This window comes from Psychrobacter sp. UBA3480 (assembly GCF_002377945.1).
Classification (GTDB): domain Bacteria; phylum Pseudomonadota; class Gammaproteobacteria; order Pseudomonadales; family Moraxellaceae; genus Psychrobacter.
Window position 1 is genome coordinate 75,538 of record NZ_DFQV01000002.1, and the last position, 21,722, is coordinate 97,259.

The following is a 21,722-nucleotide window of genomic DNA, read 5'->3' on the forward strand; positions in this document are numbered from 1 at the left end:
GATTGGTCAAAGGCAAGTTTAAGGAGTTTCAGGGGTTATGAGTATAGCGAAAATTGGAATCGACACAGGCATTAATACTGGCATAGCTGTTTGGCAAGACGGAAAGCTGCAATCTGTGGAGTCAATGACCATCACGCAAGCCATGAGAAAGATATTAACTGCTTATCCATACCAGCACACCAAGCTCTACATTGAGGATGCAAGGTTATGGGTTGGCTTCCACGGTAAGACCAAACAGTCTGAAGCTAAGCGCCAAGGCGCAGGAAGCGTCAAGCGCGATGCAAAGATTTGGGAAGATTGGTGTAAAGAGCATGATTATGAGGTGGTATTCGTTAAGCCAAGAGGTAAGGGGCTCAAAAAGTCTGCAAAGGATTTTAAACGCATTACAGGTTGGGCAGGTAGAACGAATGGGCACGCAAGGGATGCAGCCATGATTGTGTATGGCAGATAACGCAGTATGAAAAAGTATATCGATGTTTATAAATGTTTATTGAGGATTCCAAATGAGCAACTTACTAGCTAGTAGATTTGCAACGAGTGATCGCCTAGCAATTCATGATATGGAGTGGCTGCAGCAAGGTATGGGCGTCAAGACAGTTAAGTTTGATGTTGGCGTTGGTGGGTTGCCTCCTGAAGTGAACTGGGAAGATAAGGCAGCAGCTATCGCTATGATTGATAATGAGCCAGCCAGATCTCTTGCAAGTATTTTAATATGGAGCACTGATACTAATTGGGATTGGTCACGTCACTTTGATACAGTGACCTGTCATTTAGCAGAAAATATGATACAACGTTGTAATGGAGACGGCCGGAAAGGTCCAAGGGCATGTAAACATACTTTGTCTGAGCTAGCCCAACTAATGGCGCGAATGGTGTTATATTTCGAGTTATACGAACTTTGGGATATTTATACAGTTAAAGGGCGATTAAAATTCAGCAGTATAGAAGTTAATAGTAGCACCTATACGAACATATGGTTGACTTATCAACGTCACATGATAGATGACTTGGTTAGTATGGTTAACAAGATTGATTGTTCAATTGCTCGTTACCGTAAAAATCTAAATTTTGAGAATAGTTAATAGCGCGACACTAAATGTCGTGTATAATTATCGATTACAACATAGTCATGACTATATATTGCATTTATAGCTATATACGCCCATTATATAGCTATAAACTAAATTGATGTTTAATTAGTCTATGGACTTTTATATAAATCCATAGGTTTTCTTGTCTCTAAAATAAGGAGTAGGTTATGGTTAGCGCTATTTCGGTTGCCAACGAATTTATTCGTTTAGGGAAAGAAGAAGAGAACTTTTTCACTCCGATGCAACTCTTGAAATTAGTATATATTGCTCACGGGTGGATGCTTGGTTTCTTCAATAAACCTCTAATTAATGAAGAGGTTGAGGCATGGAAATACGGGCCGGTTATTCCAGAGCTTTATCAAAAAGTGAAAAGCTATGGCAAAGATAAAATTAAGAGCGAAGTGAGTTCTTGGTCTGTTTTTACTCATACTCCATTAAGTGAAGAAGAAAAAAGTGTCATTCATTTTGTATACAAAAAGTATGGAAAGCTAGATGGCATTCGGTTATCAATGATAACTCACCAAAAGAATACGCCTTGGTCGGATATCTTTACCCATGAAGGGTGGGGAGATGTAATCCCTAATGGTTTGATAAGGGATCATTATGCTCATTTAACTAATAAAGTATTAGCTAGCCAATGAGAGTGAGTGAAGAAAATCAGGTAGGTATACCGACTATTACCGTCGCTCGCATTAACGAGCTGGCGGATGACTCAAGCTCTGCCTCAATTGATTTAGATATTGATGAAAATGTTTCTAGTTCAAACGAACAATCTTCATACTGGGCAGAACAAGAGGAAAACTTACTTAGCAAAAAAGATTTAGATAAGGTTAGTAGAGACAATCAACACAAGCGTGATGAAGATTGGAGAACTAAGTTTGATTCTACTTTCAAACGCTTATTTACACTCCTTGCGTTTCTATTTGCTTTTATGGTTACTGCATTAGTTCTGCACTGGATTATACCTGAATCATGGCAATGGTTATCAGAAAGCCAAGCAGGTCGTCTAGAGACGGTAGTGCTAGCTGTATTGGTCTCTAAGGCTGCGACAGTAATGCAAGCTAAAATTCAATAAAATGACAATTAGCTTGACCTATGCCGCCTAATCGGGTAGTATTTTGCCATAATGGCGTAATTTTTAGATAAAGCCAATCGATTCAAGCGTTTAGTTAATTCTAAGCGCTTTTTTTATGTTGTTTTTTGCCTATCAGAATAATTTAATTCTTCTAAAACAATACGTTGCATCTTCTTTAGATCTGATCTATGCTATCCCTATACAGATAGGGAGATATTGATGAATAGTATTCAGAGATTTAATTTTGACATATTTTTTACTAAAACTTTGTTCTTTATCTTGCTAATTGTTTTGCCAGGCTTAATACCTATTATGACCTATTCAAATGGTAAAACAACTGTATACATGGCTTTCGCTGCGCTTTCGTGGTCTATTTTAGGATCTCTGTACTGGATAGCTAGTGAAACTAACAATTTTAATAGTCGTATTAAAAACGTACAGCTGCATTTAGTAGGTATTGTTCTTTTGTTATCAATTATTTTACAGTTGATTTGGCACTTTACGTCTTAGCTTTTTAATTTAAAAAGTATTTTTTTTATAGAAACCACCTATTGAGGTGGTTTTTTTACGTCCAAAATTTAGCAGGGATGCTAACTATGTGTGATCTAACTAACCAGCAAGCCTATGATTATTATCATGAGGTGAAAGAGTCGTGCGCTAAGAGTTATTGGCTACAGTTTCTAAAGGATCGAGCCAATAGAGGCGTAGTAGGCGCTCAAGGTTTCGTAGATAAGATTGAGTTTTATGCTAGTTAATTTATCTAATAGAGTTTTTGGAGTTAGAGGCTTTAGTCATCAGTTCAGTTAACTCTTGAGCATATGTATTAGCTTCTTTCAGAGAAGGAAAAATAGTTCTGCACTTTATAGATCTAGCTGAATCTAATAAATTTATAGTTACTTCACAGTTACCTTCCAAATCGTTGTTCGATCCTGATGAGATAGAAATTTCTTCAGGTAGACAACTTTCGTATTTATTAACTTTATCGATAGCGAAAACGTTATAATTTTCATCGATTCTAATGTCATCAAAATAATTTTTTTCAATAGGTAGCATGATTATGACTCTCGGTTAGTTAGTTCATTGAGAATACTACCTTGTAGTTACAATAAAGTCTATTTTGGATAAAATTAAGCTACTTGATAAGTGTCACCATTAGTAGTAATTTAACTGCATACGAATCTGTAATTTGAGATTTGTAAAAATTTTCCTTGACGAAAATTATAATCTTTCTTGTTTTTTGTGTAATACCCTCGAGTTACTTACCGTTAGTATGGGCTTGTATTAGTAACATGTTAGTGGTTGAGTCTGTGTATAACAAAATGAAAGCCCGTAGTAATAGGGTAATCGTATTGCCAAAGCTTAAAACAAACAGGAGTAAATGTATGAAGCAACTATTAAGGGTCTACGGTGGGATTGCAGAGTTCTGGGGGTTACCGCTAAGATTAGATTATGATGACGTCTTTACACCAGGAGGAGAACCTGCTTAAGGTCGTACCTTAGACTCCCACCAAATATCAGTAGTTAAAACCGTCTGCAATAGGGCGGTTTTTTATTGTTCAAAATAAGTGCTTATAACTTAGTTTGTCAGAACGTAGGACTTATAATTCTCAAGTCGCAGGTTCAAATACTGCCGTCTCGTAGAGGTTTACATGTAGTGAAGCAAAGGTTTTGACATGCCCCTAAATACAAGCGCTCATGTACTACCTATCAGATTTAGCCACTGGTAGCACATGCTATAGAGAAACCCGCGAGCAGATGGCAACTGCAATATACGATGAGTTATCAACCACCATATTATTTGCATGTGATGAGGATGCTAGTTGATGACGTACTATTTACTAAGTATGGATGAAACCAATAGGTGTACGTTCTTCATCAGGATGTTGTTTCATAACAGCTTGTAGTAAAAAATTCAGTTGATTGCAATGTTGGATTAGTCGGGTAAGCCCTCCATCGGTAGTTGTTCCATGAAAGATAATAAGCGATGGTTCGTTAAATTCTATCGAGTCAACGTAGAAAGTGATAGAGCTACCAAACGAGGCAGCCATAACCATTACTTCTTGTTCTTCATTAAGACTAGATTCGAATTCTCTAACATGACGCTCTAAAGATTCTCTAATTTTAATAACAGGGTTTTTATCTTTTCTTGCTTCTTCTATAGCTTTAGCATTCAATCTATCCATTTTGTCAGTCAAATCTCTGAGTGGATCAATCATTTTGATTGGACCAGTTAATCCGTAGTCGATCATAGGGTTACCTTTTAGGTGATAAATTAGGCGTACATCTTATAGCGAATATGTAAGAAAATGGAAGGAATATATGCCACAACAAAGACCAATGCCACCAACAAATGATTTACGCCCACTAATGGCTGCACCTGAGATACATGAGTGGCTGCACGCAACCATACTTAACCCTGATCATGAATGGTTTAACGAAGACCATAGACACCTAATGGAATACTCAGTAACTGAAATAGCATTTATGTGGGCCCAAGGTGAATACGTTAAAGCTGGCAAACAAGTATTAGGCCAGTGCGAAAAAGTAATGATGATGGTTGGGGGTTGGAAGAAGACACGTCAGGAAATGTGGTTTGAAGACACGTTGGGTGATGTGCCTGAGTATTTGGTCACGCTTGATGCTAATTATTGCCGCGATTGTACAGACGCTGAGTTTGCCACACTGGTTGAGCATAAGATTTACCATATGAGGCATAAGCCGGATATGTTTGGTGACCCATCATTTAAAGCTGACGGCAGACCACAACTTGAGTTGATTACTCATGACGTTGAAGAGTTCTTTGGTGTGGTCAGGAGATATGGCGGCGATGAAGCGGTTAGACGAATGGCTGAGTTGCAAGATTGTGGGCCGCAAATAAAATACTGATTACCTTTACCTAGCGATACGAGAGAGCATTTATGGCGACCCTTAACAATAAGGTTAAGGCCTTTATTGTACAAGGGCTTGCTACCTATATGACACCTACAGAAGTAGTGGAGGCCGTCAAACAAGAATTTAGTATCGAAATTAAACGGCAACAAGTCTCATGTTACGACCCAAATCTAGCAGCCGGCATTAATTTATCGCAAAAGTGGAAGGACCTATTCAAGCAATTCCGTGATGATTTTAATAACGATATTCAGGCGATACCGATTGCTAACAAGGCTTATCGATTGAACATGCTTGACCGCATGGCGCGTGATGCTGAGAAGTCAAAGAATAGGCCATTAGCGGCAAGCTTACTCGAGCAAGCAGCTAAGGACGTGGGCGAGGTCTATACCAATAAACAAAAAGTCGATAACACATCGAGTGATGGATCAATGGCGACTAAGCCTAATGTTATTCGTTTAGTGGCTCCAAAGGTAGATGAAAATGGGCGAGTTATTAAATGAAGGTGATGAGGTTTATGCCGATGTAGTCATACCCGACAAGCTTATACCAGTATTTGAATCTAAGTCTCGCTACAAAGGCGCTTATGGTGGCCGTGGTAGTGCCAAGACACGAACATTCGCATTGATGACAGCCGTAGAGGGTTATCGACTAGCCGAAGCAGGTGCTAGCGGCATAATCCTATGCGGCCGTGAGTACATGAACTCACTTGAAGAATCGTCGCTTGAAGAGATTAAACAGGCGATACGTTCAGTTGATTGGCTTAATGATTACTATGAGATTGGCGAGAAATACGTTCGCACTAAGAATAGGCGTGTTGCTTACGCCTTTACTGGCCTGCGTCATAACTTAGATAGCATCAAAGGTAAGTCACGCATACTGCTCGCTTGGGTAGATGAAGCTGAGAACGTCAGTGAAGCTGCATGGCGCAAACTACTACCAACCGTACGTGAAGATGATTCAGAGGTTTGGATAACTTGGAACCCTGAAAACAAGGATAGTGCAACAGACAAGCGCTTCAGACAGGTTAAGCACGAGTTCATCGTAGAGATGAATTATAACGACAACCCATTCTTCCCTGATGTGCTTGAGCAAGAGCGACTTAATGATCAAGCTAACCTCGACGATGCGACATATCGTTGGATTTGGGAAGGTGCTTATCTCGAAGCGTCAGATGCTCAGATATTTAACGGTAAGTTTATTGTTAAAGAGTTCGAAAGACACCCAACATGGAATGGGCCATACAACGGCTTAGACTTTGGTTTCTCTACGGATCCAACAGGCGCCACAAACTCATGGGAACATGACGGCATACTCTATATCGAATATGAGGCATGCAAGATTGGTCTTGAGATTGACGATACGCCAGACTATTTGAAAGACAATATACCAGGTATAGAAAACTACGAGGTAATAGCTGATAACGCTCGGCCTGAATCAATTAGCTACCTGAAGCGTAACGGCATACCGAAAATCAAGGCATGCGTTAAAGGTAAGGGTAGTGTTGAGGATGGTATTGCTCATCTAAAAGGTTACAAGCAGATTGTCATTCACCCAAGGTGCACGGCAACCGCCAAAGAGTTCAGATTGTACAGCTACAAGACGGATCGATTAAGCGGTGAGATATTGCCTGATATTAGCGATAAGCATAACCATTTGATTGACTCACTGAGATATGCACATGAGCGCACTATGAAGCGCGGTGCTAACACTAAACGACATAGAGCCACTGCTGGCAAACGGACGTATAGATGAATGATATAACTGAAAAGCCGCGTTACCGTGTCACAGCAGGTAAGGCGCTAAGCCAAGAGCAAGCAACTGACCTACGAGGTAAGACTTTTTACCGTTACCTGATCCGTACTGACACTGACGAAATACTGAAAAAAGCTGGTATCAGTCGTCATGCACTTAAAACGTTGCTCACTGATCCAGACATTGACCAAGCGATTGATAGACGTGAAGAAGAATTAAGCAATGCTACTTATACGATTACGCCAAGCGAGGGTGCTGTTGCTGATTTTATCTATGGGCAGTTAGACCTGCATCTTGAGACGATATTACAAGGCTCATCGCTTAGTAAGTGGTACGGCTATGATGTGATTGAAATGCTTTGGGGTAAAGATAGTAATGGGCGTAATGCAGTCAGCTCGATGATGTCAAAACCTATTCAGTGGTTTGAGCCATTATCTGGTGGTGCACTACAGTGGTTTCCGAACGATGGTAGTCAGCCGGTCATGATTAGTGATCAAGCTGACTTTTACTATCGCTATCTATACCAACAGCATAAGCCGACCTATCTAAACCCTAAAGGCAAATCATTATTAAGCCGTGTTTACTGGCTGCATTACTTCAAAACCAATGGCTGGCGTTTTTGGTCTAAGTTCTTGGAGCGTTTCGGCTCACCATTATTGATTGGTAAGACTGACGCAACCAGTGATGCTGACGCACAGGACTTTGCTAATGCGCTACTAGCAGCGCATAACTCAGGTGTCGTGACTATCGGCGTTGATGAGGATGTGACAGCGGTAACTGGTGGCAGTAATGGCGAGGCATTTGTTAGCTATGATTCAGTGGTTAAGCAAAGCATCACTACTTACTTGCTAGGTCAGACGCTTACCAGTGGTACGGATAAAGGCGGTACTTACGGTCAAGGTGTCGTGCACCAAGAGCAGCAAGAGATTATCTTTAGCAGCGACCGTAAGCATGCGCTTAAAGCCGTTCAACGATTCATCGATGTCATCTGTACGGCTAATGGTTTTGAAGCGCCTGAGTTTAAATGGGTGGCTAAGAAGTTTATTAATCAAGACCAGTTAGACGCTGACAAGAAAGCACATGATATGGGTGTTCGTTTTACCAAGTCTTATTTTGTTGATGAGCATGGCTATAACGAGCAGCATATTGCTCATATGGATTACGGTGATAAACAAGGTGCTGTCAACTTGCCAACGTCAGCACAAGCCAATCGTTATACGTCAATGGCTAGCAAAATATGGCTGCCATTTAAAGCAGCTGACGGCGATAGTCAATTTACTGAGGAACAGCAAGAGCTTGAGCAAGTGGCAGATGATGCGTTGGAATTGAGCGTACAGCCGTTTGAAACTAAGGCGGTGATATCGGCTATAAGCAATGCTACTGACGCTGACAGCCTACGTGAGTCGCTATTTAATCTATGTGGTGAAGGGTTGGCTGATAGCGAGTTTACTCAGTTGGTTAATACCTCGTTAGCGGTCGCTGATTTACATGGTTTTGCTGATGAATCGAGAGAGATGTGAGTATAAAAGTAGCCTTCTGTTATCTATCATACTTGTCAGATAGGATGTGTAGACGTGCGTTACTAATTTGTTATTGAAGTGCGTTTTAATTATCTTTTGAATACTGATATGCAGAACGTTTAATGGATCAATATCCCAATAATTCAATAAGCAAAGTCAATAATTTGCAAGAATGACATCATTTGTATCTTGAAGAACTGATTCAAGGTTTACCTTAGATAACTTATAAGATAGTATTGTGTAACATCAATACTAACATTTGTTCTTCTTAGGTTTTTTATGAAAAATGTAGTATTGCTAAATTAACATTAAGGTCAAATAATATGGACTCTATTTATGCTTTATCTATAGCGACTTTTGGGTCGCTAATTTTGAGCACACAAGCTTACGCCCAAGATAAACTGATGCATATTGATGAATTGAGTAATTATCCATCACAAATACAGTCAGAACTGAATGAACTTGAGACAGCATGTGGAGAACTTAATTTTGACTATAATGCTGACAGTCCTAACTATCAAGCTGATACAGCAAGTTATCATGGAGAGTTTGTTCCATTATATGTAGAACCAGGTTTTATATCGAAAGCCGATATTACTGGAGATGGAATTGACGACTACATACTTGATGTAGCGAAACAAAACTGTGAATATTCTGCCTCCATGTGGGGAAACTGGCCTTATTTCAAGGTTTATCAAGGTATGCGTAACAATGGGGCTATTCTTATTCATGAGGGAGCTAGCTTCGCTTATTTTGAAGAGTCTATTTATCCTAGATTTGTATCAAACAACAAAGGTTTTTTCGATATTCAGTTTGTTGGTACGGGTGGGCAGTGTGGGCAGGAAGGAGACTATAGTTTTGCTGGTATGGAAGCATGCGAAATTACAGAACGTTGGAGTAGAAAGTATAAGGGAATGGATCTAGTGTCTGTCACAAGCATAAACAATCTCTAGCCAATGTCAGAGGTGTTTTCTAACTATTTCACCACCAGAATAAATTCAGAAAAACTAATTCAAGCAGTCTGAAAATTGATTGCTGGTATTGAGAATAAAATGCAAAAATTTGAAAGCTCATTCTAACGGATGAGCTTTTTTATTATCCAAAATAAGGTGAGCAATCAATGGCAACGATAACAGCAGCATTTGACGTAAAGTTTATCGAAGCTATTGCTTACGCGCTTAATCGTAACGTGGTACTTCCTGATGAATACTACGACCGCATGACACCTATTCAGCGTCAGCAAGCGGTTTCTATTGCAGGATTAGGGCAGACTGAGCAGATCAAGCACGTTATGGGCTTGGTTAATGACCAACTCGATAGTGGCGGTACATTCGCAGACTTTCAAAAGGCAGTGAAGGACGGTGATATTGATATTAATTTACCAAGGCATCGGCTCGATAATATCTTTAGAACGAATATCCAAGGCGCATACGGTCGTGGTCGATGGTACCAACAACAGCAGAACAAAGATGAACGCCCGTATTTGATGCGTGACGGCATCAATGACATTAGACAGCGCCCAGCTCACAAGGTGCTAGATGGCGTGGTCAGACATATTGATGATCCATTCTGGCAACAGCACTATGCTCCTGATGGGTATCGTTGTCGTTGTATTATGCGTTCGCTTACCGAGTCTCAGGCTCAAGCCAAAGGTATTACCGATGATGGTGACTTGCCCAATGTGCCAAATGATAAAGATTGGATTGGTGGTACTCCTGCACAGTACACGGGCAACATGAATAAGCTAGTCAATGACAAAATAGCCGAGCTCGCTATCACGTACTACAAGCAGTCAGATGCGATATTGGCAGCAAGACAGCGCATTGAAGCAGCAATTACAGTGATGTTGGCACAGCCAGTGCCAGAGCTTGCTTTGATGATTGACGAGGCTAAAGAGCTGATTGAGGAAGAGAGCGAATGAACAAATCAAGAATACTCAGAGCTGTTGTACTGTTGATAGATATAGCATTGGTCACGTACTCAAAAAGACGTAAAAGAAAATAACCAATAAGCCGCCGATTAGGGCGGTTTTTTAATGGGTGAAATATGAACTTACAAGCAAAGATTAAGCGCGATATTGACAGTCATGCGCTCATGAGCTGCACAGGGCTTGAGCATCAGCTTGCGTCTATCGACTTCAAAGCGCTATCACGCTATGACGACGATGATAGTGAGGCGGCTTATACGGTTGAGAATGGTGTAGCAACTATCGATGTACGTGGCTTGCTAGTACCTGAAACCTCAAGTGACTATCGTTCATGGGGCGTCACAGGCTATGCAAACTTAGCTGACTACATACAGCAAGCAAATGACGATTACACAGTAACTAGCATTGTCTTAGATATTGATAGTGGCGGTGGTTATGTCGCAGGCCTTGACGGTATCACTGAGACTATCTACCAGTCTGCAAAGCCGATTGAAACGTTTGTTAGTGGTGATATGTATTCAGCCGCTTACTGGTTAGGTGCTAGCACAAGCAAGATTACAGCGTCTAAGCAATCAGGCATTGGCAGCATCGGTGTTTATGTGGTCCACACCGAAGAGAGTGGATGGCTTGAACGCTATGGCGAAAAGGTTTCATTGTTCCGATCAGGCAAGTGGAAGGCGGCGTTCAACTCATTCATGCCACTGACAGACGATGAAAAGCAGCGCCTACAAGAAGGCGTCGATGAATCAGCCAGTGTCTTTTTTAATCATGTAGCAGCACAGCGTAATGTTGATGCTAAAACAGTTAAAGGCTGGGAAGGTGATGTTTTCACCGCCGTTAAAGCCAAAGAATTAGGTCTAATTGATGCAATTGCCGATAGCGTAGCAGTGTCAAGCAGCACCAATCAGAGCAATACAAATCCAAAAACCGAGGGGGAATCAATGGATTTACAAGAGGCGCAAGCCAAAATCAAAGAGCTAGAGGCGTCTGAGGCCAAAGCTTTACAAGAAGCTGCTGACGCAAAAGCTGATGCACTTGCTGCACAGAATAAATTAGCAGAGTCGCAAGCATCAACACGCCAAGCCGCTATCGATAAGCTAGCCGCCGATACTGGTCGTGATTTTAGTGAAACTGATATCACGGCATTCAAAGCAATGGATGAAGCGCAGTTTGCTACTTCAGTTGCATTGGCCACACCAGTTGCACCTAAAGCGCCTGAGCTGCCAGATGGTTTGGATAAAGCTCAAGCAACCAATGGCCGCGAAGGTGGCGAAAGTAAAATTCTAGCAGCTGTTGAAGCAGCTAAAGCACAAGGAGCTAAATAATGGTTGATTTCAACTATACAACTGAACAGCCGTTAACGGTCGATGTCACACCTATCACTGATAGCGTAGTGCCTACCACTGCTACAGCGTACAAACGCGGTGATTTGCTAGTAATTGCTGCTGGTACCAACGTAGCGACTCACAGTAATACTGAAACAGGCGCACAAGCTGATTGGCATGTCATCTGTCTTGCTGACGTAACCGCGGAGCAAGCAACTGCAAAGGTAGCTGCAGGTGTTGAAATGCCTGTATATGTTGCGGGTAAATTTGATGTTGATCAGGTCAAGCTGAACGGCGTGGCGCTCAATGCGACTCAGAAACTAGCGGCGCGTGCATACGCTAATCGCTCAACTAAAATCACGCTTAGCGTAGTTAAATAAGGATAAATATTTATGGCTACTTTTAATATTGAAGGCGTTGAAATTGAAACAGCATCTTTTGAAGAACTTGCCGCGGTTTATGATCTAAGCAAGCCGGTCGATACTTTTTTACGTGACCGCTACTTTAGCGATGAAGAATACTTAAACAACGAAGACCATGTACCAGTAGGTGATATCAAAACCTATATTCCGCTAGCACCTGCTGTGGTGCCAACAGCTCAAGGCCGCGTGATCAAAGATAAGGTCGTATTGAATGTTAAGCACATTCCAGCACCTTACTTTAAGCCAGCATGTGTTGTAGAGCCTAGTAGCAAAATTAAAGCGAAAATGCTCAAGCTATTGCAGAGCATGCGTGTGATTGCTACTAATGCTGCAGGTGTACCACCTACCATGCAAGATGAATGGGAAATGGCTGCTGCTGTATCGTACTGGACTATCCGCGAATCACTATCTGCTCGTATCGCTATTATGTGCCGTGATGCTTTGCTGTATGGCAAGGTTGTTGTAGAAGGTGATGACAATGCAGGTGTGACGGTTGATTATGAGCGTCATAGTGATTTGACGTTTAGTCCGCTTATTGCATGGGACCAAACAGGTGCTACACCGTATGAAGATATTCGCGGCATGGTGAAAGACTTAGTTAAGCACGGTAAGCGTCGCCCAGTTGATGCATTGATGTCCAGCCGTGTTTTCGATGCGATGGCTGACAACGAAACCTTCAATGACAAGTTCACAGCATCAAAAGACAGCACTGCTACTCGTGTGTTTGATGGCGCCTTTGGCGGTGAAACCGAAGCGACCTTACGCGGTACTTTAGATGGTATTGAGTTTTGGACGTATGACGTTGAGTTTGAAAAAGCAGATGGCACAAGCGAGCTAATGATCCCTGAAGATGGTTTCTGGTTAATCTCTGAGCGTGCTAATAAGCTGTACTTCTGCATGATTAAGCATCGTAAGAACCCTGCTAAATTAGCAATGGAATTGATGCCGTACCATGTATTTAGTGATGATCCCTCAGTTGATAAATTCATCGCTGATTCTAGCCCATTGCCTGTACCAATCAATAAAAATGGTGCGTGTGGCGGTACTGGTTTTATCACTCTTTAATATCAACTAACTTTAATAGCCCTGTCTAATCGCAGGGTTTTTTTTGGAGCAAATTATGTCTAAGTATATTGCAAAACAATCGGTAGGCCGTTTTAAGACTGGTGAAGTGGTTGAAGGCTTGACCGAAAAGCGTGCCAAATTCTTACTTGAACAAGGCGCTATCGTAGAAGCTGAAGCCGTTGAAGGCGAAGATGTTGATACTGGCGAAGGTGGTGAAGTGGTCGAACTCGACACACTCACCAACAAAGAGCTAAAAGCTTTACTTGATGAAGAAGGTATCGAGTACAACGCATCTGATGATAAGAAAACGCTAATTGCTCTATTTCCGAAGGACTGATTATGTACGCGACTCGTGATGATTTGATTAGTCACTTTAGTGAATTAGAAATTGGTCAGCTTGAGTCGTTGCATGAGGACCCTTTAGCTGCAACTGCTAAAGCACTAAAAAGCGCAAGTGGCAAAATGGATAGTTTCTTATCTACCCGTTACAACACACCCATCGCCAAAACGGATAACTTGGAGCTAGTTTGCTGCAATATCGCAAGATACTTGCTGTATAAGAACGACGCAACAGGCGAACCAGAAGACCGCTACAAAGAAGAAATTGCTTGGCTAAAGGATGTTAGTGCTGGTCGCGCCAACGTCACTTTTGCTGAGCCATTGACCGCCGATGAGCAGCAAAGCACTTACGTTAAGCCTGCTGTACCAATTGGCAGTAGTTACCCTGGTCAAATATTTGGTGATGACGTGTTTGCCAAGATGCCAGGCATTAAGTGAGGTGAGTCATGTTTGATGCAGAGCTATCAGGTGGCGATGAGATTATCAGACGGCTAGGCGACTTGTATTTTGATAGTAAAAAAATGCAGAAGTTTAGTCGTTTGGCTGGTGCCGAGATGGTCCATCAGACTGAAGAGCGTTTTGCTAATCAGCATGATCTACAGCGTCAACCGTGGCTGCCGTCTCAACGTGCAATCAGAGAGCGTGGTCAGACCTTGCGTGATACTGGTCGCTTAATGGCTTCATTAACTTGGGTAGCGCTACCTGATGGCGTGAAGTGGGGCACAGACGTTATCTATGCTCGCATGATGCACTATGGCGGTAAAAAGGCGTTATTCCCTCACTTGTGGGGCGATATATCTGCTAGACCGTTCTTAGGTATGAACGAGGATGACCGCGCATCAGTGCTGAACATTATTAATCGAATTATGGACGTGGACTTATGAGTAATTATTTCGCAGTAGGTCTTGGCCTAATCGAGCACTTAGAGGCGAAAGCCGACGAGTGGGGTGTTAAGCACATCGGTACGGTTGCAGACATCAGCAAGATTAATAAGCAGATCACACCTGCGCTCTATGTCGTCAATACAAGCAATAATCCAAACGCTATCGGCTCGATAGATAGCCGCGATATACAACAGTGGACAGTCGTTGTCGCTGTCAGCAATCAAGCTGCGCAGACAGATGTTAAAGCGCTCATGGAGTCATCAGGCGAGCTTGTGAGCAAAGTTATTAATCATGTGCAGGGTTATGAGCTAGACGACTATCACGATCCGCTAGAACGCACATCGACAAGCGGGCGCCCTGATTACTTTAGTACGTTTGCACTATATCCACTCACTTTTCAGACAACCATTACGCCATAGGAGACAGTAACATGGCAGAGAAACAACAGTCACACGCATTTATCGGTAACGGTAAGGTGTATTTAACCGCAGTCAAAGGCGGTGTAGAAGGCAAGCCCTTTTGGGTTGGTGTAGCAAATGCTGCTGCTTTTAGTCACTCAGTGGAGGATGAAAAAGAGCTGATCGAATACCATTCTGGTAAAAACCAAGTATGGGACAAAGACGATGGCAGAAAGGCTACAACATTTAGCTTAACGCTTAATGAGCGTCGTCCAAAAGCAATGCAAGCAGCGTTACAAGCAACGGTCACGGAAGTTGCGACAGGAACAGTCGCAGCAGAAGGGCACGAAATTGATGCTATTGGCGATATCATATTTTTGAAACATAAGAACGTCAGCGATGTTGTTATCACCGACAGTACGCCTACGCCATTAGCGTTGGTCGAAGGTATTGACTACACGATTGATGAAAAGTACGGCACTCTTGAAATGACGCACGTACAGACCATCACATCACCGATCAAAGTTGCTTACAGCTACGGCACTGCTACGGTTATGAAGCCCATGACTGATGATGTTGATTATTATCGAATCCGTGTCGATGGACTAAACAAAGTTGGCCAAAAAGATAAGCAGGTGGTCACAGCTTATCGTGCCAAGCTATCACCTGCTGATACGCTTGATCTAATCAGTGATGACTTTAGTGAAATGACGCTCGAAGCTGATTTGCTATATGACGAAGCAGAAGAAGCAACTTACGAGATTGTGAAGTTGTAAATTAGCTGAAAATACTAAATAGAAGCACCTATAGATAAAACAAAAGCTCATTTTAACCGGTGAGCTTTTTTATTTAAGTAAATTATTACGCTGTGATTATTTACTTAAATAAAAAGGATTAATTATGCGTACTAATGCACAAACCAAGCTGACGAATACAGCGACCAATGAGGTTATCGTCTTATCTGATAGTCTTTATCCTGAAGGTGAACATGACTGGTCAGCTATCGTATCAAATACCAAGTACGCGTTAGATGGCACGATGATAGTTGAACAATCAGAGCGACTATCTGGTAGACCGTACACGATGCAAGCACCTAGCGGTCATGGCGTACTGTCACGAGCAACGGTTAATGCGCTCAAATCTGAGCGTGACAAGCTAGGAGCTACCTTTTGGCTAGATTATCTAGCAGATGGGGCGGTTAGGCGTGTAAAGGTCATATTTGACACTACAGGTGAAGCGATTGAAGCCAAGCCAGTAAAGAACACGACCAGCCCAGAGCTGACCGATTATTACAACGTAACGCTTAGGTTTTTAGAGATACCGAGCGTGTAAGTTACTGGAATAGCTGAGAGGGGTAGTTAGTCATGAGTGATAAAGATAAAACCCTTGCGGATAAGCTAAGAGAAAAGGACTTCAGGGTTCTTATCCTGCTTTATGTCATGGCGATAATTCTCGGCATCAACATGATTTTCGAGGCTATACAAGCCTATAAGAATATATAGAATCTACAAGCAAAACCACAGCCCACTCATTGTAGTGGGTTTTTTAATGCCTAAAATTTGACGGATGACAATAATGGCGATTACTCAAAATGATTTAGAAATTTTAAAGTCTGAGAATATGGTTGACACGCCTGATGGTGGTGGTCTGCCAACTGGTGTCGCTGTCATTGATGGCGTATCTAATAACTTATTTCCTGATGTATCAGATATTGACCGCTTAATTGGTCGTGTACGCTTGCGTAAAGTATCACTGGCAGTTAAAACGGCTGATGCTGAGCTATTGCAAGCACCTCGTATGCTATTTACTGAGTTACCTGATAACGAAAACATCAGCGTGTTTGCATTTAAAGCAACCTCATTTGCTGATAGACGCGCCGATGCTCAAAACAAAATCGAGTCTTATCTTGCTTTTGGTACAAAATGGGCAGGTCACTTGCTTGAGACACAGCTTGCAGGTCAGCGCGTTATTCAAGTATCTCTTGATACTGGCGATCAGATACCGGCAGTCGGTCAGCCACTTGTGCTTGTACAAAACGAGGGGCAGTCTGACGAGTTTTATCAATATATCCGACCGCTTAAAGTTGACACGGTAGAACGTCGTTTTCAGAAGTCAGCAAGTGAAACTGTAACGCGTATAGTCGCAACTATTGAGTTTGGCGATACGCTAAGCAAGTCTTTCAACGGCTTGACAGTCCAAGAGTTTTACTTAAACACCCCAACGACTAGACGCGCTATCTTGCGTGAAGCTCGTGTTGCTGATGCTGCTAAGTATTACAGCGCATCACGCTTGGCTGAGCCAGTAGTAGCTATGCAGAGTCGTCAGGTGAAAGTGAACTCTATCTACACGCAAGTTGTGCCAAGTACGCAAGTTGAGACACCTATTTTGCAACGTGATCCAGCCAACCAAGTTGCTACTCAAGCGCGTGGTGATGGTGTGATTAATATCAGCCAGTCGGTTAATGTGGCCCCTAACACTGCCTTTAGCTTACCAAGCGGCGTTTCAGTAGGTACGTTGAGCATGACGGTTGGTGGCCGTTCATTAACGGATAGAGACGGCCAATTGGTAGATAGTAGTAGCGTGGCATACGCCTCCATTAAGTACGGTATTGGTCAAATTACTTGGTACAGCTTGCTCAATCTTGGACAAACGACAATCACTGGTAGCTATAAACCTGCTAGTGAGTTTACCCGTGTAGCGCAGACTGATTATCAGATTGTTGGCGATAATGCAGGTTATAACTATGTGCGTGAGCTTGGGGCAGAGCCTCTACCTAACAGCCTAAAAATCGCATATACAGTAGGCGGTAACAACTACCTCGTACATGACGATGGTCGCGGCAATCTAGTTGATGATGATGGTAATGGTCGTGGCACAGTACAAGGTAAGACAGTATTGCTTACGACTGCCGCCATACCTGATGCAGAAAGTTACATTATTTACTCGTTTGGCGTCGATTTAGAGACCGTTAAGTATGCCGATCAAGCATTACCCGCTGCCTATCATGTTATTAATATCACAGACAAAGTAAGTGGTTCTATAACTGTCACATGGGCAACTGATAAAACAGCAACAGTCAGTAATGGCGTTGTCACAGGTGATGCAACAGGTACTTTCATTGATGGAAAATTGAATATCGCGCCCAATGTAACAGTGGCTAAGAATACAGCTTTCAATTTGTCTTATCAGCGTATACTGCCAGCCAATACAATAAAAATCCAAAGCTCACCTGTAGTTGATTCGACCAACGGAGAGTTTGAGACGTCTGTTGATTTTTCAGCGTCAGTAACGGACGCTAGTATTAGCTTAGTCATGGGCCTTAATAATATCTACGATGTAAAAGTTGTACTAGGTATTGATGCTAATGGCACAAAACTGATAATCAAAGACGTACTGCGCCCTGTATACCTTAGTAGTGCTGACGGCGTGGTAATTAGTGGCGGTGGTAGCGGTCAAGGGGTTGTTTCGCCCGAAGTAATTACTACGTGGCAGCCGATTACAGGGGCTACTGAAGAGCTGCGAGCATGGTCTGCTGAACTATTAAGCAGTACCGTTAATAAAACCTCTGGCACTGTGAGCTTAAAAGTAAAAATCACTCGTAAACAAAGCGGTGTGGAAGTGCTGACTCGCCCAGGCGTTTCACCAGTTTTTAAGGCAACAATGCAGACAGTGCCAATGCAGATTGACAGAGTATTTGTCAGCGCGGAAGGTTTAAAGTCAGCATCAACCGAGGCGGCAACCGCTAGCGGATCCGCGGCCACATTAAACGTCCCTTTGCCACAAGATACAGCGGCACCAGTTGTCAATGGATCACTATTTATTGATGTGCTCGGTATATCTTTAGCTGACAAAGACACCAAAATTAAGAGTGGCGAGGCTGTGGTAGGGGCGATTGATTACAGTGCTGGATTTGTGACTTTAACAACGTGGGATGTCGCTAAAGCCAACACGGTGAACCTTAAATCAATGCTACGTGAGAACGACCCAGTGCCGCTCGCTAACTTGATATTTAGAACACCAGTTGCGCCGCTTAAAGAAGCGTCTTTACAGATCAGCGCAGAGCTTGCAGACGGTACGCCTATATCGCTATCGACTGACGAGCAGGGCAGTATCACTGGTCATAGTTTTGCACATGGTACGGTTGACTTCAAAGCAGGTGTGGTTGCCTTGTACTTCTACGAACGATTAGGTGTGACAGCAAACCCTGAGATTGTTGACGAACCATGGTATGACGCAAACAACATCTATAACGATGGCGGTACAAACTACATCAATAAGCCTGTTTATGTGAAGCCTGATTCAATCCGCTACAACGCTATCGCTTACAGCTATTTGCCGCTTGATAAAGAGCTTATTGGCCTTGATCCAGTGCGCTTACCTAGTGATGGTCGTGTGCCGTTTGTGCGTAAAGGTGACAGCATTGCTATTACTGAGCTTAAGACAATGCAGCTACCGACCAATGAGCCAAACGATACGTTTGATTTAGGGTTCGAGCGACTGTCTGACGTATCAGTTGCTGATGCTAACGGCTTAAAAGTTAACACCGATTACCTTGATGTCGATTTAGATGCAGGTACTTTGCAGCTAAATGGTATGTTTGATATGTCGTTCTATACCGCGCCATTGACTGTTAAATACCGCATTATGGATATTGCATTGGTGATTGAAACGGATATATCAGGCCGTGTGACACTCTCAACGGTCATCACTCATGACTACAGCACAGCAGCAGTGTTTAGCTCGATGCTGCTCGCAGGTGATATGCAAGCGCGTGCGTATAACGTGTTTAGTCAAAAGTCATGGACCAATATATTTAGTGACAGCTTGATAGGCGACAAGGCAACGTCACAGTTGCAAGTAACTAACAACCCTATCGTGGTGACTAATCGTGATGCTATCGAGGAGCGTTGGGCACTGGTATTTACGAGTGCCACATCGTTTCGGATTATCGGCGAGACAGTTGGTGAGATTGGCTCAGGTTCAACGACCACGCTCACAATGCCTATCAACCCGATGACTGGTTACGCTTACTTCACGATACCAAGCGCAGCATGGGGTATTGGTTGGGCAGCCAATAATGTAGTCAGGATTAACACAGCAGCAGCTAAATATCCTGTATGGATAGGTAATGCTATTCAGCAGCACCAAGGCAGCAGCAGTGATAATTATGATTTCACGATTGGCTATCACGCGAACATTGACCGAGAGCGAGGTAATTCATGATATTAAGCGTCGATGCTAAAAATGCAGCTTTGCAGGGTATTGCTAATAAATTAAATGAGGGCACCAATTCGGTGCTCTCTTTGTTTATCGGCGAAACGTTAGCTGCTGAGATTGCGCTGCTTAATCCTGTGCAAGCCTCTATTGCTAATGCTGTTATGACGTTTAAGGTGCCGCCTAAAGCGCTAGCAATCGCTTCAGGCGTACCAACAGCAGCTAAGATTTTAGATGCGAGCGGCACTCTGATAGCGACACTTGATGTGGCAACCGAGCTAACACTCGATAAGGCGCAGATATATCAAGGCGGATATGTGACGCTAACGGCGTTAACTATGGGTGTGTGATATGGCAACAATCAACGGTAGGGCTAAGCGATTTAACGGTACAGCTATTGATTACGTGCTGTTGTTCGCTTGGAAAACAGGCAAATGCCTCGGAAAGTCGATACCAAATACAGCAGGAAATTGGTCGTTCGATTATACGGAAAATATGATAGTCGGCATCACTTACGTGGCAGATGGCTGCGAACCCATTACACATGGCCCATACGAATTTGTATTAAATAAATAAGGATAATTATGAGCTTTTTAAATCCAGTAAGCGAGCCTGTAAGACGCTTTAAAAGTACCGATGCAAGCGCACCCCAGATTAACTATAACGCTCGGGTAGCAGGTGATGTTTACGCAATACTAAAAGCATGCCTAGTAAACGGCTATGGTTCGGTCGCTAGCGCAGGCTGGACAGTGACTAATGAAACTGCTAATGCAGGTGAGTTTGTCAGCCCTAGCACCTCAATGAGTAGTTATAAAATAGGTATTTCTGACACAAGTGCCACCGCCACAACTTGGTATTATAAATATTTAGATGTGAGAACAGACCCAACCAACAACTCAGGTAAAAAGGTTTTTAGCTATATAGACAAGACAAGTGGTAGCAATGGCTGGCAATTACTTGTTACTGGTCGCGGCTTTTTCTTTATTGAATCAATGTATCAATCCGATATAGGCGCAATGGTTGCAAGGGTTACATATTTTGGCAGGGTTAAATCCGCAATCACAACAACTAGCGGTAAGAATATTGCTTATTGGTCTGTTGGTCACGGCGCAAGCTATCAACCCTATCAGCTGTACTCAACAACATCAGCATCACATTTCAACTTAGAGTCTTACACCAACTTAACCTTTTCGTCGGCAAATATATCAGGGATAACAGCTGGAGCGAAAACTTATGGAACGTCGGAGGCCGATGTTGTCTCTAAGTTATATCTATACAGTGGCTCTGTTTTTGCTGCGGAGCATCCTGGATTCATGGCGGTTGATAGCGCCAAGTCCGCAAACTTATTTGGCATTAGAGATACAGTGGATGATAACAATAGACCAATGATTTACGTCTGCATGGGCAGAGAGGTTAGTTCGTCAAATGTAGAAGGTAGCGCTAGGGGTGTTCTTGTGTATTTAGATTATTGGGAGTATTGAATATGTATTCAAAATCATACACTCAGATAAATACCAACTACACCGGATATATTGCTGGTCGCGATGACGGGATTGTTACCGCTACTGGTAAACCAGCGTCCAGACATATCTACCTGTTTAATGCCGATACTTTGCAAGTCATACAGCGTGTGACTTCACTTGATAACGGTCATTATATTTTTATGGGCCTTAACACATCGCAAGAGGTTTTGGTTATGGTACGTGACCACAAGCGAGAGCTTGAACCTTTTGCTTGGGATTACGTTGCCCCTGCCAATGATTTGTCACTTGATGAGCAACAAGCACTGTGGCGGTCATGGCAAACATAAGATAATAC

28 protein-coding genes are annotated in these 21,722 nt (G+C 42.6%); 26 read left to right on the forward strand and 2 right to left on the reverse strand.

Annotated features, from left to right (window positions below; translation table 11 throughout):
* Window positions 1-37 precede the first annotated feature (37 nt).
* From B2863_RS00875 to B2863_RS00895, 5 genes are all read left to right on the forward strand, one after another.
* A complete protein-coding gene (locus tag B2863_RS00875) occupies window positions 38-451 on the forward strand; it encodes a hypothetical protein (protein ID WP_296206843.1) in 414 nt (137 codons plus the stop codon).
* 52 nt (window positions 452-503) lie between these two features.
* Entirely contained in the window at window positions 504-1,082 is a 579-nt protein-coding gene (locus B2863_RS00880) for a hypothetical protein (protein ID WP_296206845.1), read from the forward strand.
* 176 nt (window positions 1,083-1,258) lie between these two features.
* Entirely contained in the window at window positions 1,259-1,732 is a 474-nt protein-coding gene (locus tag B2863_RS00885) for a Panacea domain-containing protein (protein WP_296206847.1), read from the forward strand.
* Window positions 1,733-1,734: 2 nt separating this feature from the next.
* The gene (locus B2863_RS00890) at window positions 1,735-2,166 is read left to right on the forward strand and encodes a hypothetical protein (protein WP_296206849.1); all 432 of its coding nucleotides are present in this window, start codon (window positions 1,735-1,737) and stop codon (window positions 2,164-2,166) included.
* Between the two features lie 596 nt (window positions 2,167-2,762).
* Window positions 2,763-2,921, forward strand: a complete 159-nt coding sequence (locus B2863_RS00895; protein WP_296206851.1) for a hypothetical protein — start codon at window positions 2,763-2,765, stop codon at window positions 2,919-2,921.
* A gap of 1 nt (window position 2,922) precedes the next feature.
* On the opposite strand, the gene B2863_RS00900 is transcribed toward B2863_RS00895, so the two are convergent.
* Both B2863_RS00900 and B2863_RS00905 read right to left on the reverse strand, forming a co-directional pair.
* Complete coding sequence (locus B2863_RS00900) at window positions 2,923-3,219, reverse strand: hypothetical protein (RefSeq protein WP_296206853.1); 297 nt, start codon at window positions 3,217-3,219, stop codon at window positions 2,923-2,925.
* Window positions 3,220-4,004: 785 nt separating this feature from the next.
* Window positions 4,005-4,415: a DUF6173 family protein gene (locus B2863_RS00905; RefSeq protein WP_296206855.1), complete on the reverse strand. Its 411-nt coding sequence runs from the start codon at window positions 4,413-4,415 to the stop codon at window positions 4,005-4,007.
* A gap of 70 nt (window positions 4,416-4,485) precedes the next feature.
* Between B2863_RS00905 and B2863_RS00910 the strand changes: the two genes are divergently transcribed.
* The 21 genes from B2863_RS00910 to B2863_RS01010 all read left to right on the forward strand — a co-directional run bounded on the left by B2863_RS00910 (window position 4,486) and on the right by B2863_RS01010 (window position 21,714).
* Entirely contained in the window at window positions 4,486-5,052 is a 567-nt protein-coding gene (locus B2863_RS00910; protein WP_296206857.1) for a putative metallopeptidase, read from the forward strand.
* A gap of 32 nt (window positions 5,053-5,084) precedes the next feature.
* The gene (locus B2863_RS00915; protein WP_296206859.1) at window positions 5,085-5,558 is read left to right on the forward strand and encodes a DUF2280 domain-containing protein; all 474 of its coding nucleotides are present in this window, start codon (window positions 5,085-5,087) and stop codon (window positions 5,556-5,558) included.
* The gene (locus B2863_RS00920) at window positions 5,539-6,810 is read left to right on the forward strand and encodes a PBSX family phage terminase large subunit (protein WP_296206861.1); all 1,272 of its coding nucleotides are present in this window, start codon (window positions 5,539-5,541) and stop codon (window positions 6,808-6,810) included. The genes B2863_RS00915 and B2863_RS00920 overlap by 20 nt, the downstream gene beginning before the upstream one ends.
* Window positions 6,807-8,330 (forward strand): phage portal protein family protein, encoded by a 1,524-nt coding sequence (locus B2863_RS00925; RefSeq protein WP_296206863.1) that lies wholly within the window; start codon window positions 6,807-6,809, stop codon window positions 8,328-8,330. The genes B2863_RS00920 and B2863_RS00925 overlap by 4 nt, the downstream gene beginning before the upstream one ends.
* A gap of 323 nt (window positions 8,331-8,653) precedes the next feature.
* Window positions 8,654-9,283: a hypothetical protein gene (locus tag B2863_RS00930; protein WP_296206865.1), complete on the forward strand. Its 630-nt coding sequence runs from the start codon at window positions 8,654-8,656 to the stop codon at window positions 9,281-9,283.
* Window positions 9,284-9,450: 167 nt separating this feature from the next.
* Window positions 9,451-10,251: a phage minor head protein gene (locus B2863_RS00935; protein ID WP_296206867.1), complete on the forward strand. Its 801-nt coding sequence runs from the start codon at window positions 9,451-9,453 to the stop codon at window positions 10,249-10,251.
* A gap of 125 nt (window positions 10,252-10,376) precedes the next feature.
* Window positions 10,377-11,582 carry a S49 family peptidase gene (locus B2863_RS00940; RefSeq protein WP_296206868.1) on the forward strand — a complete coding sequence of 402 codons (1,206 nt, stop codon included), beginning with the start codon at window positions 10,377-10,379 and terminating at the stop codon, window positions 11,580-11,582.
* A complete protein-coding gene (locus B2863_RS00945; RefSeq protein ID WP_296206870.1) occupies window positions 11,582-11,962 on the forward strand; it encodes a hypothetical protein in 381 nt (126 codons plus the stop codon). Before B2863_RS00940 ends, B2863_RS00945 begins: the two co-directional genes overlap by 1 nt.
* Window positions 11,963-11,974: 12 nt before the next feature.
* On the forward strand, window positions 11,975-13,069 hold the full coding sequence (locus tag B2863_RS00950; protein ID WP_296206872.1) for a major capsid protein: 1,095 nt from the start codon (window positions 11,975-11,977) through the stop codon (window positions 13,067-13,069).
* 55 nt (window positions 13,070-13,124) lie between these two features.
* Window positions 13,125-13,406, forward strand: coding sequence for a hypothetical protein (locus B2863_RS00955; protein ID WP_296206874.1), 282 nt, complete (start codon window positions 13,125-13,127; stop codon window positions 13,404-13,406).
* A 2-nt stretch (window positions 13,407-13,408) separates the two neighbouring features.
* Complete coding sequence (locus tag B2863_RS00960; RefSeq protein WP_296206875.1) at window positions 13,409-13,846, forward strand: phage protein Gp36 family protein; 438 nt, start codon at window positions 13,409-13,411, stop codon at window positions 13,844-13,846.
* 8 nt (window positions 13,847-13,854) lie between these two features.
* Window positions 13,855-14,292 carry a phage virion morphogenesis protein gene (locus B2863_RS00965; RefSeq protein WP_296206877.1) on the forward strand — a complete coding sequence of 146 codons (438 nt, stop codon included), beginning with the start codon at window positions 13,855-13,857 and terminating at the stop codon, window positions 14,290-14,292.
* A complete protein-coding gene (locus tag B2863_RS00970; protein ID WP_296206879.1) occupies window positions 14,289-14,711 on the forward strand; it encodes a phage tail terminator protein in 423 nt (140 codons plus the stop codon). Before B2863_RS00965 ends, B2863_RS00970 begins: the two co-directional genes overlap by 4 nt.
* Window positions 14,712-14,722: 11 nt before the next feature.
* On the forward strand, window positions 14,723-15,466 hold the full coding sequence (locus B2863_RS00975) for a hypothetical protein (RefSeq protein WP_296206881.1): 744 nt from the start codon (window positions 14,723-14,725) through the stop codon (window positions 15,464-15,466).
* Between the two features lie 124 nt (window positions 15,467-15,590).
* A complete protein-coding gene (locus tag B2863_RS00980; protein WP_296206882.1) occupies window positions 15,591-16,022 on the forward strand; it encodes a hypothetical protein in 432 nt (143 codons plus the stop codon).
* Window positions 16,023-16,054: 32 nt separating this feature from the next.
* Complete coding sequence (locus tag B2863_RS00985; RefSeq protein WP_296206883.1) at window positions 16,055-16,192, forward strand: hypothetical protein; 138 nt, start codon at window positions 16,055-16,057, stop codon at window positions 16,190-16,192.
* A 73-nt stretch (window positions 16,193-16,265) separates the two neighbouring features.
* The gene (locus B2863_RS00990) at window positions 16,266-19,913 is read left to right on the forward strand and encodes a hypothetical protein (protein WP_296206885.1); all 3,648 of its coding nucleotides are present in this window, start codon (window positions 16,266-16,268) and stop codon (window positions 19,911-19,913) included.
* Complete coding sequence (locus B2863_RS00995) at window positions 19,910-20,254, forward strand: hypothetical protein (protein ID WP_296206886.1); 345 nt, start codon at window positions 19,910-19,912, stop codon at window positions 20,252-20,254. The genes B2863_RS00990 and B2863_RS00995 overlap by 4 nt, the downstream gene beginning before the upstream one ends.
* A gap of 1 nt (window position 20,255) precedes the next feature.
* Window positions 20,256-20,480 carry a hypothetical protein gene (locus B2863_RS01000; RefSeq protein WP_296206889.1) on the forward strand — a complete coding sequence of 75 codons (225 nt, stop codon included), beginning with the start codon at window positions 20,256-20,258 and terminating at the stop codon, window positions 20,478-20,480.
* Window positions 20,481-20,488: 8 nt separating this feature from the next.
* Window positions 20,489-21,385, forward strand: a complete 897-nt coding sequence (locus B2863_RS01005; protein WP_296206892.1) for a hypothetical protein — start codon at window positions 20,489-20,491, stop codon at window positions 21,383-21,385.
* A gap of 2 nt (window positions 21,386-21,387) precedes the next feature.
* The gene (locus B2863_RS01010; protein WP_296206894.1) at window positions 21,388-21,714 is read left to right on the forward strand and encodes a hypothetical protein; all 327 of its coding nucleotides are present in this window, start codon (window positions 21,388-21,390) and stop codon (window positions 21,712-21,714) included.
* Window positions 21,715-21,722 lie beyond the last annotated feature (8 nt).

Coding starts and splice junctions, on each gene's coding strand:
- B2863_RS00875 (WP_296206843.1), top strand. CDS start 38: ATGAGTATAGCGAAAATTGGAATCGACACAGGCATTAATACTGGCATA.
- B2863_RS00880 (WP_296206845.1), top strand. CDS start 504: ATGAGCAACTTACTAGCTAGTAGATTTGCAACGAGTGATCGCCTAGCA.
- B2863_RS00885 (WP_296206847.1), top strand. CDS start 1,259: ATGGTTAGCGCTATTTCGGTTGCCAACGAATTTATTCGTTTAGGGAAA.
- B2863_RS00895 (WP_296206851.1), top strand. CDS start 2,763: ATGTGTGATCTAACTAACCAGCAAGCCTATGATTATTATCATGAGGTG.
- B2863_RS00900 (WP_296206853.1), bottom strand. CDS start 3,219: ATGCTACCTATTGAAAAAAATTATTTTGATGACATTAGAATCGATGAA.
- B2863_RS00905 (WP_296206855.1), bottom strand. CDS start 4,415: ATGATCGACTACGGATTAACTGGTCCAATCAAAATGATTGATCCACTC.
- B2863_RS00910 (WP_296206857.1), top strand. CDS start 4,486: ATGCCACAACAAAGACCAATGCCACCAACAAATGATTTACGCCCACTA.
- B2863_RS00915 (WP_296206859.1), top strand. CDS start 5,085: ATGGCGACCCTTAACAATAAGGTTAAGGCCTTTATTGTACAAGGGCTT.
- B2863_RS00920 (WP_296206861.1), top strand. CDS start 5,539: ATGGGCGAGTTATTAAATGAAGGTGATGAGGTTTATGCCGATGTAGTC.
- B2863_RS00925 (WP_296206863.1), top strand. CDS start 6,807: ATGAATGATATAACTGAAAAGCCGCGTTACCGTGTCACAGCAGGTAAG.
- B2863_RS00930 (WP_296206865.1), top strand. CDS start 8,654: ATGGACTCTATTTATGCTTTATCTATAGCGACTTTTGGGTCGCTAATT.
- B2863_RS00935 (WP_296206867.1), top strand. CDS start 9,451: ATGGCAACGATAACAGCAGCATTTGACGTAAAGTTTATCGAAGCTATT.
- B2863_RS00940 (WP_296206868.1), top strand. CDS start 10,377: ATGAACTTACAAGCAAAGATTAAGCGCGATATTGACAGTCATGCGCTC.
- B2863_RS00945 (WP_296206870.1), top strand. CDS start 11,582: ATGGTTGATTTCAACTATACAACTGAACAGCCGTTAACGGTCGATGTC.
- B2863_RS00950 (WP_296206872.1), top strand. CDS start 11,975: ATGGCTACTTTTAATATTGAAGGCGTTGAAATTGAAACAGCATCTTTT.
- B2863_RS00955 (WP_296206874.1), top strand. CDS start 13,125: ATGTCTAAGTATATTGCAAAACAATCGGTAGGCCGTTTTAAGACTGGT.
- B2863_RS00960 (WP_296206875.1), top strand. CDS start 13,409: ATGTACGCGACTCGTGATGATTTGATTAGTCACTTTAGTGAATTAGAA.
- B2863_RS00965 (WP_296206877.1), top strand. CDS start 13,855: ATGTTTGATGCAGAGCTATCAGGTGGCGATGAGATTATCAGACGGCTA.
- B2863_RS00970 (WP_296206879.1), top strand. CDS start 14,289: ATGAGTAATTATTTCGCAGTAGGTCTTGGCCTAATCGAGCACTTAGAG.
- B2863_RS00975 (WP_296206881.1), top strand. CDS start 14,723: ATGGCAGAGAAACAACAGTCACACGCATTTATCGGTAACGGTAAGGTG.
- B2863_RS00980 (WP_296206882.1), top strand. CDS start 15,591: ATGCGTACTAATGCACAAACCAAGCTGACGAATACAGCGACCAATGAG.
- B2863_RS00985 (WP_296206883.1), top strand. CDS start 16,055: ATGAGTGATAAAGATAAAACCCTTGCGGATAAGCTAAGAGAAAAGGAC.
- B2863_RS00990 (WP_296206885.1), top strand. CDS start 16,266: ATGGCGATTACTCAAAATGATTTAGAAATTTTAAAGTCTGAGAATATG.
- B2863_RS00995 (WP_296206886.1), top strand. CDS start 19,910: ATGATATTAAGCGTCGATGCTAAAAATGCAGCTTTGCAGGGTATTGCT.
- B2863_RS01000 (WP_296206889.1), top strand. CDS start 20,256: ATGGCAACAATCAACGGTAGGGCTAAGCGATTTAACGGTACAGCTATT.
- B2863_RS01005 (WP_296206892.1), top strand. CDS start 20,489: ATGAGCTTTTTAAATCCAGTAAGCGAGCCTGTAAGACGCTTTAAAAGT.
- B2863_RS01010 (WP_296206894.1), top strand. CDS start 21,388: ATGTATTCAAAATCATACACTCAGATAAATACCAACTACACCGGATAT.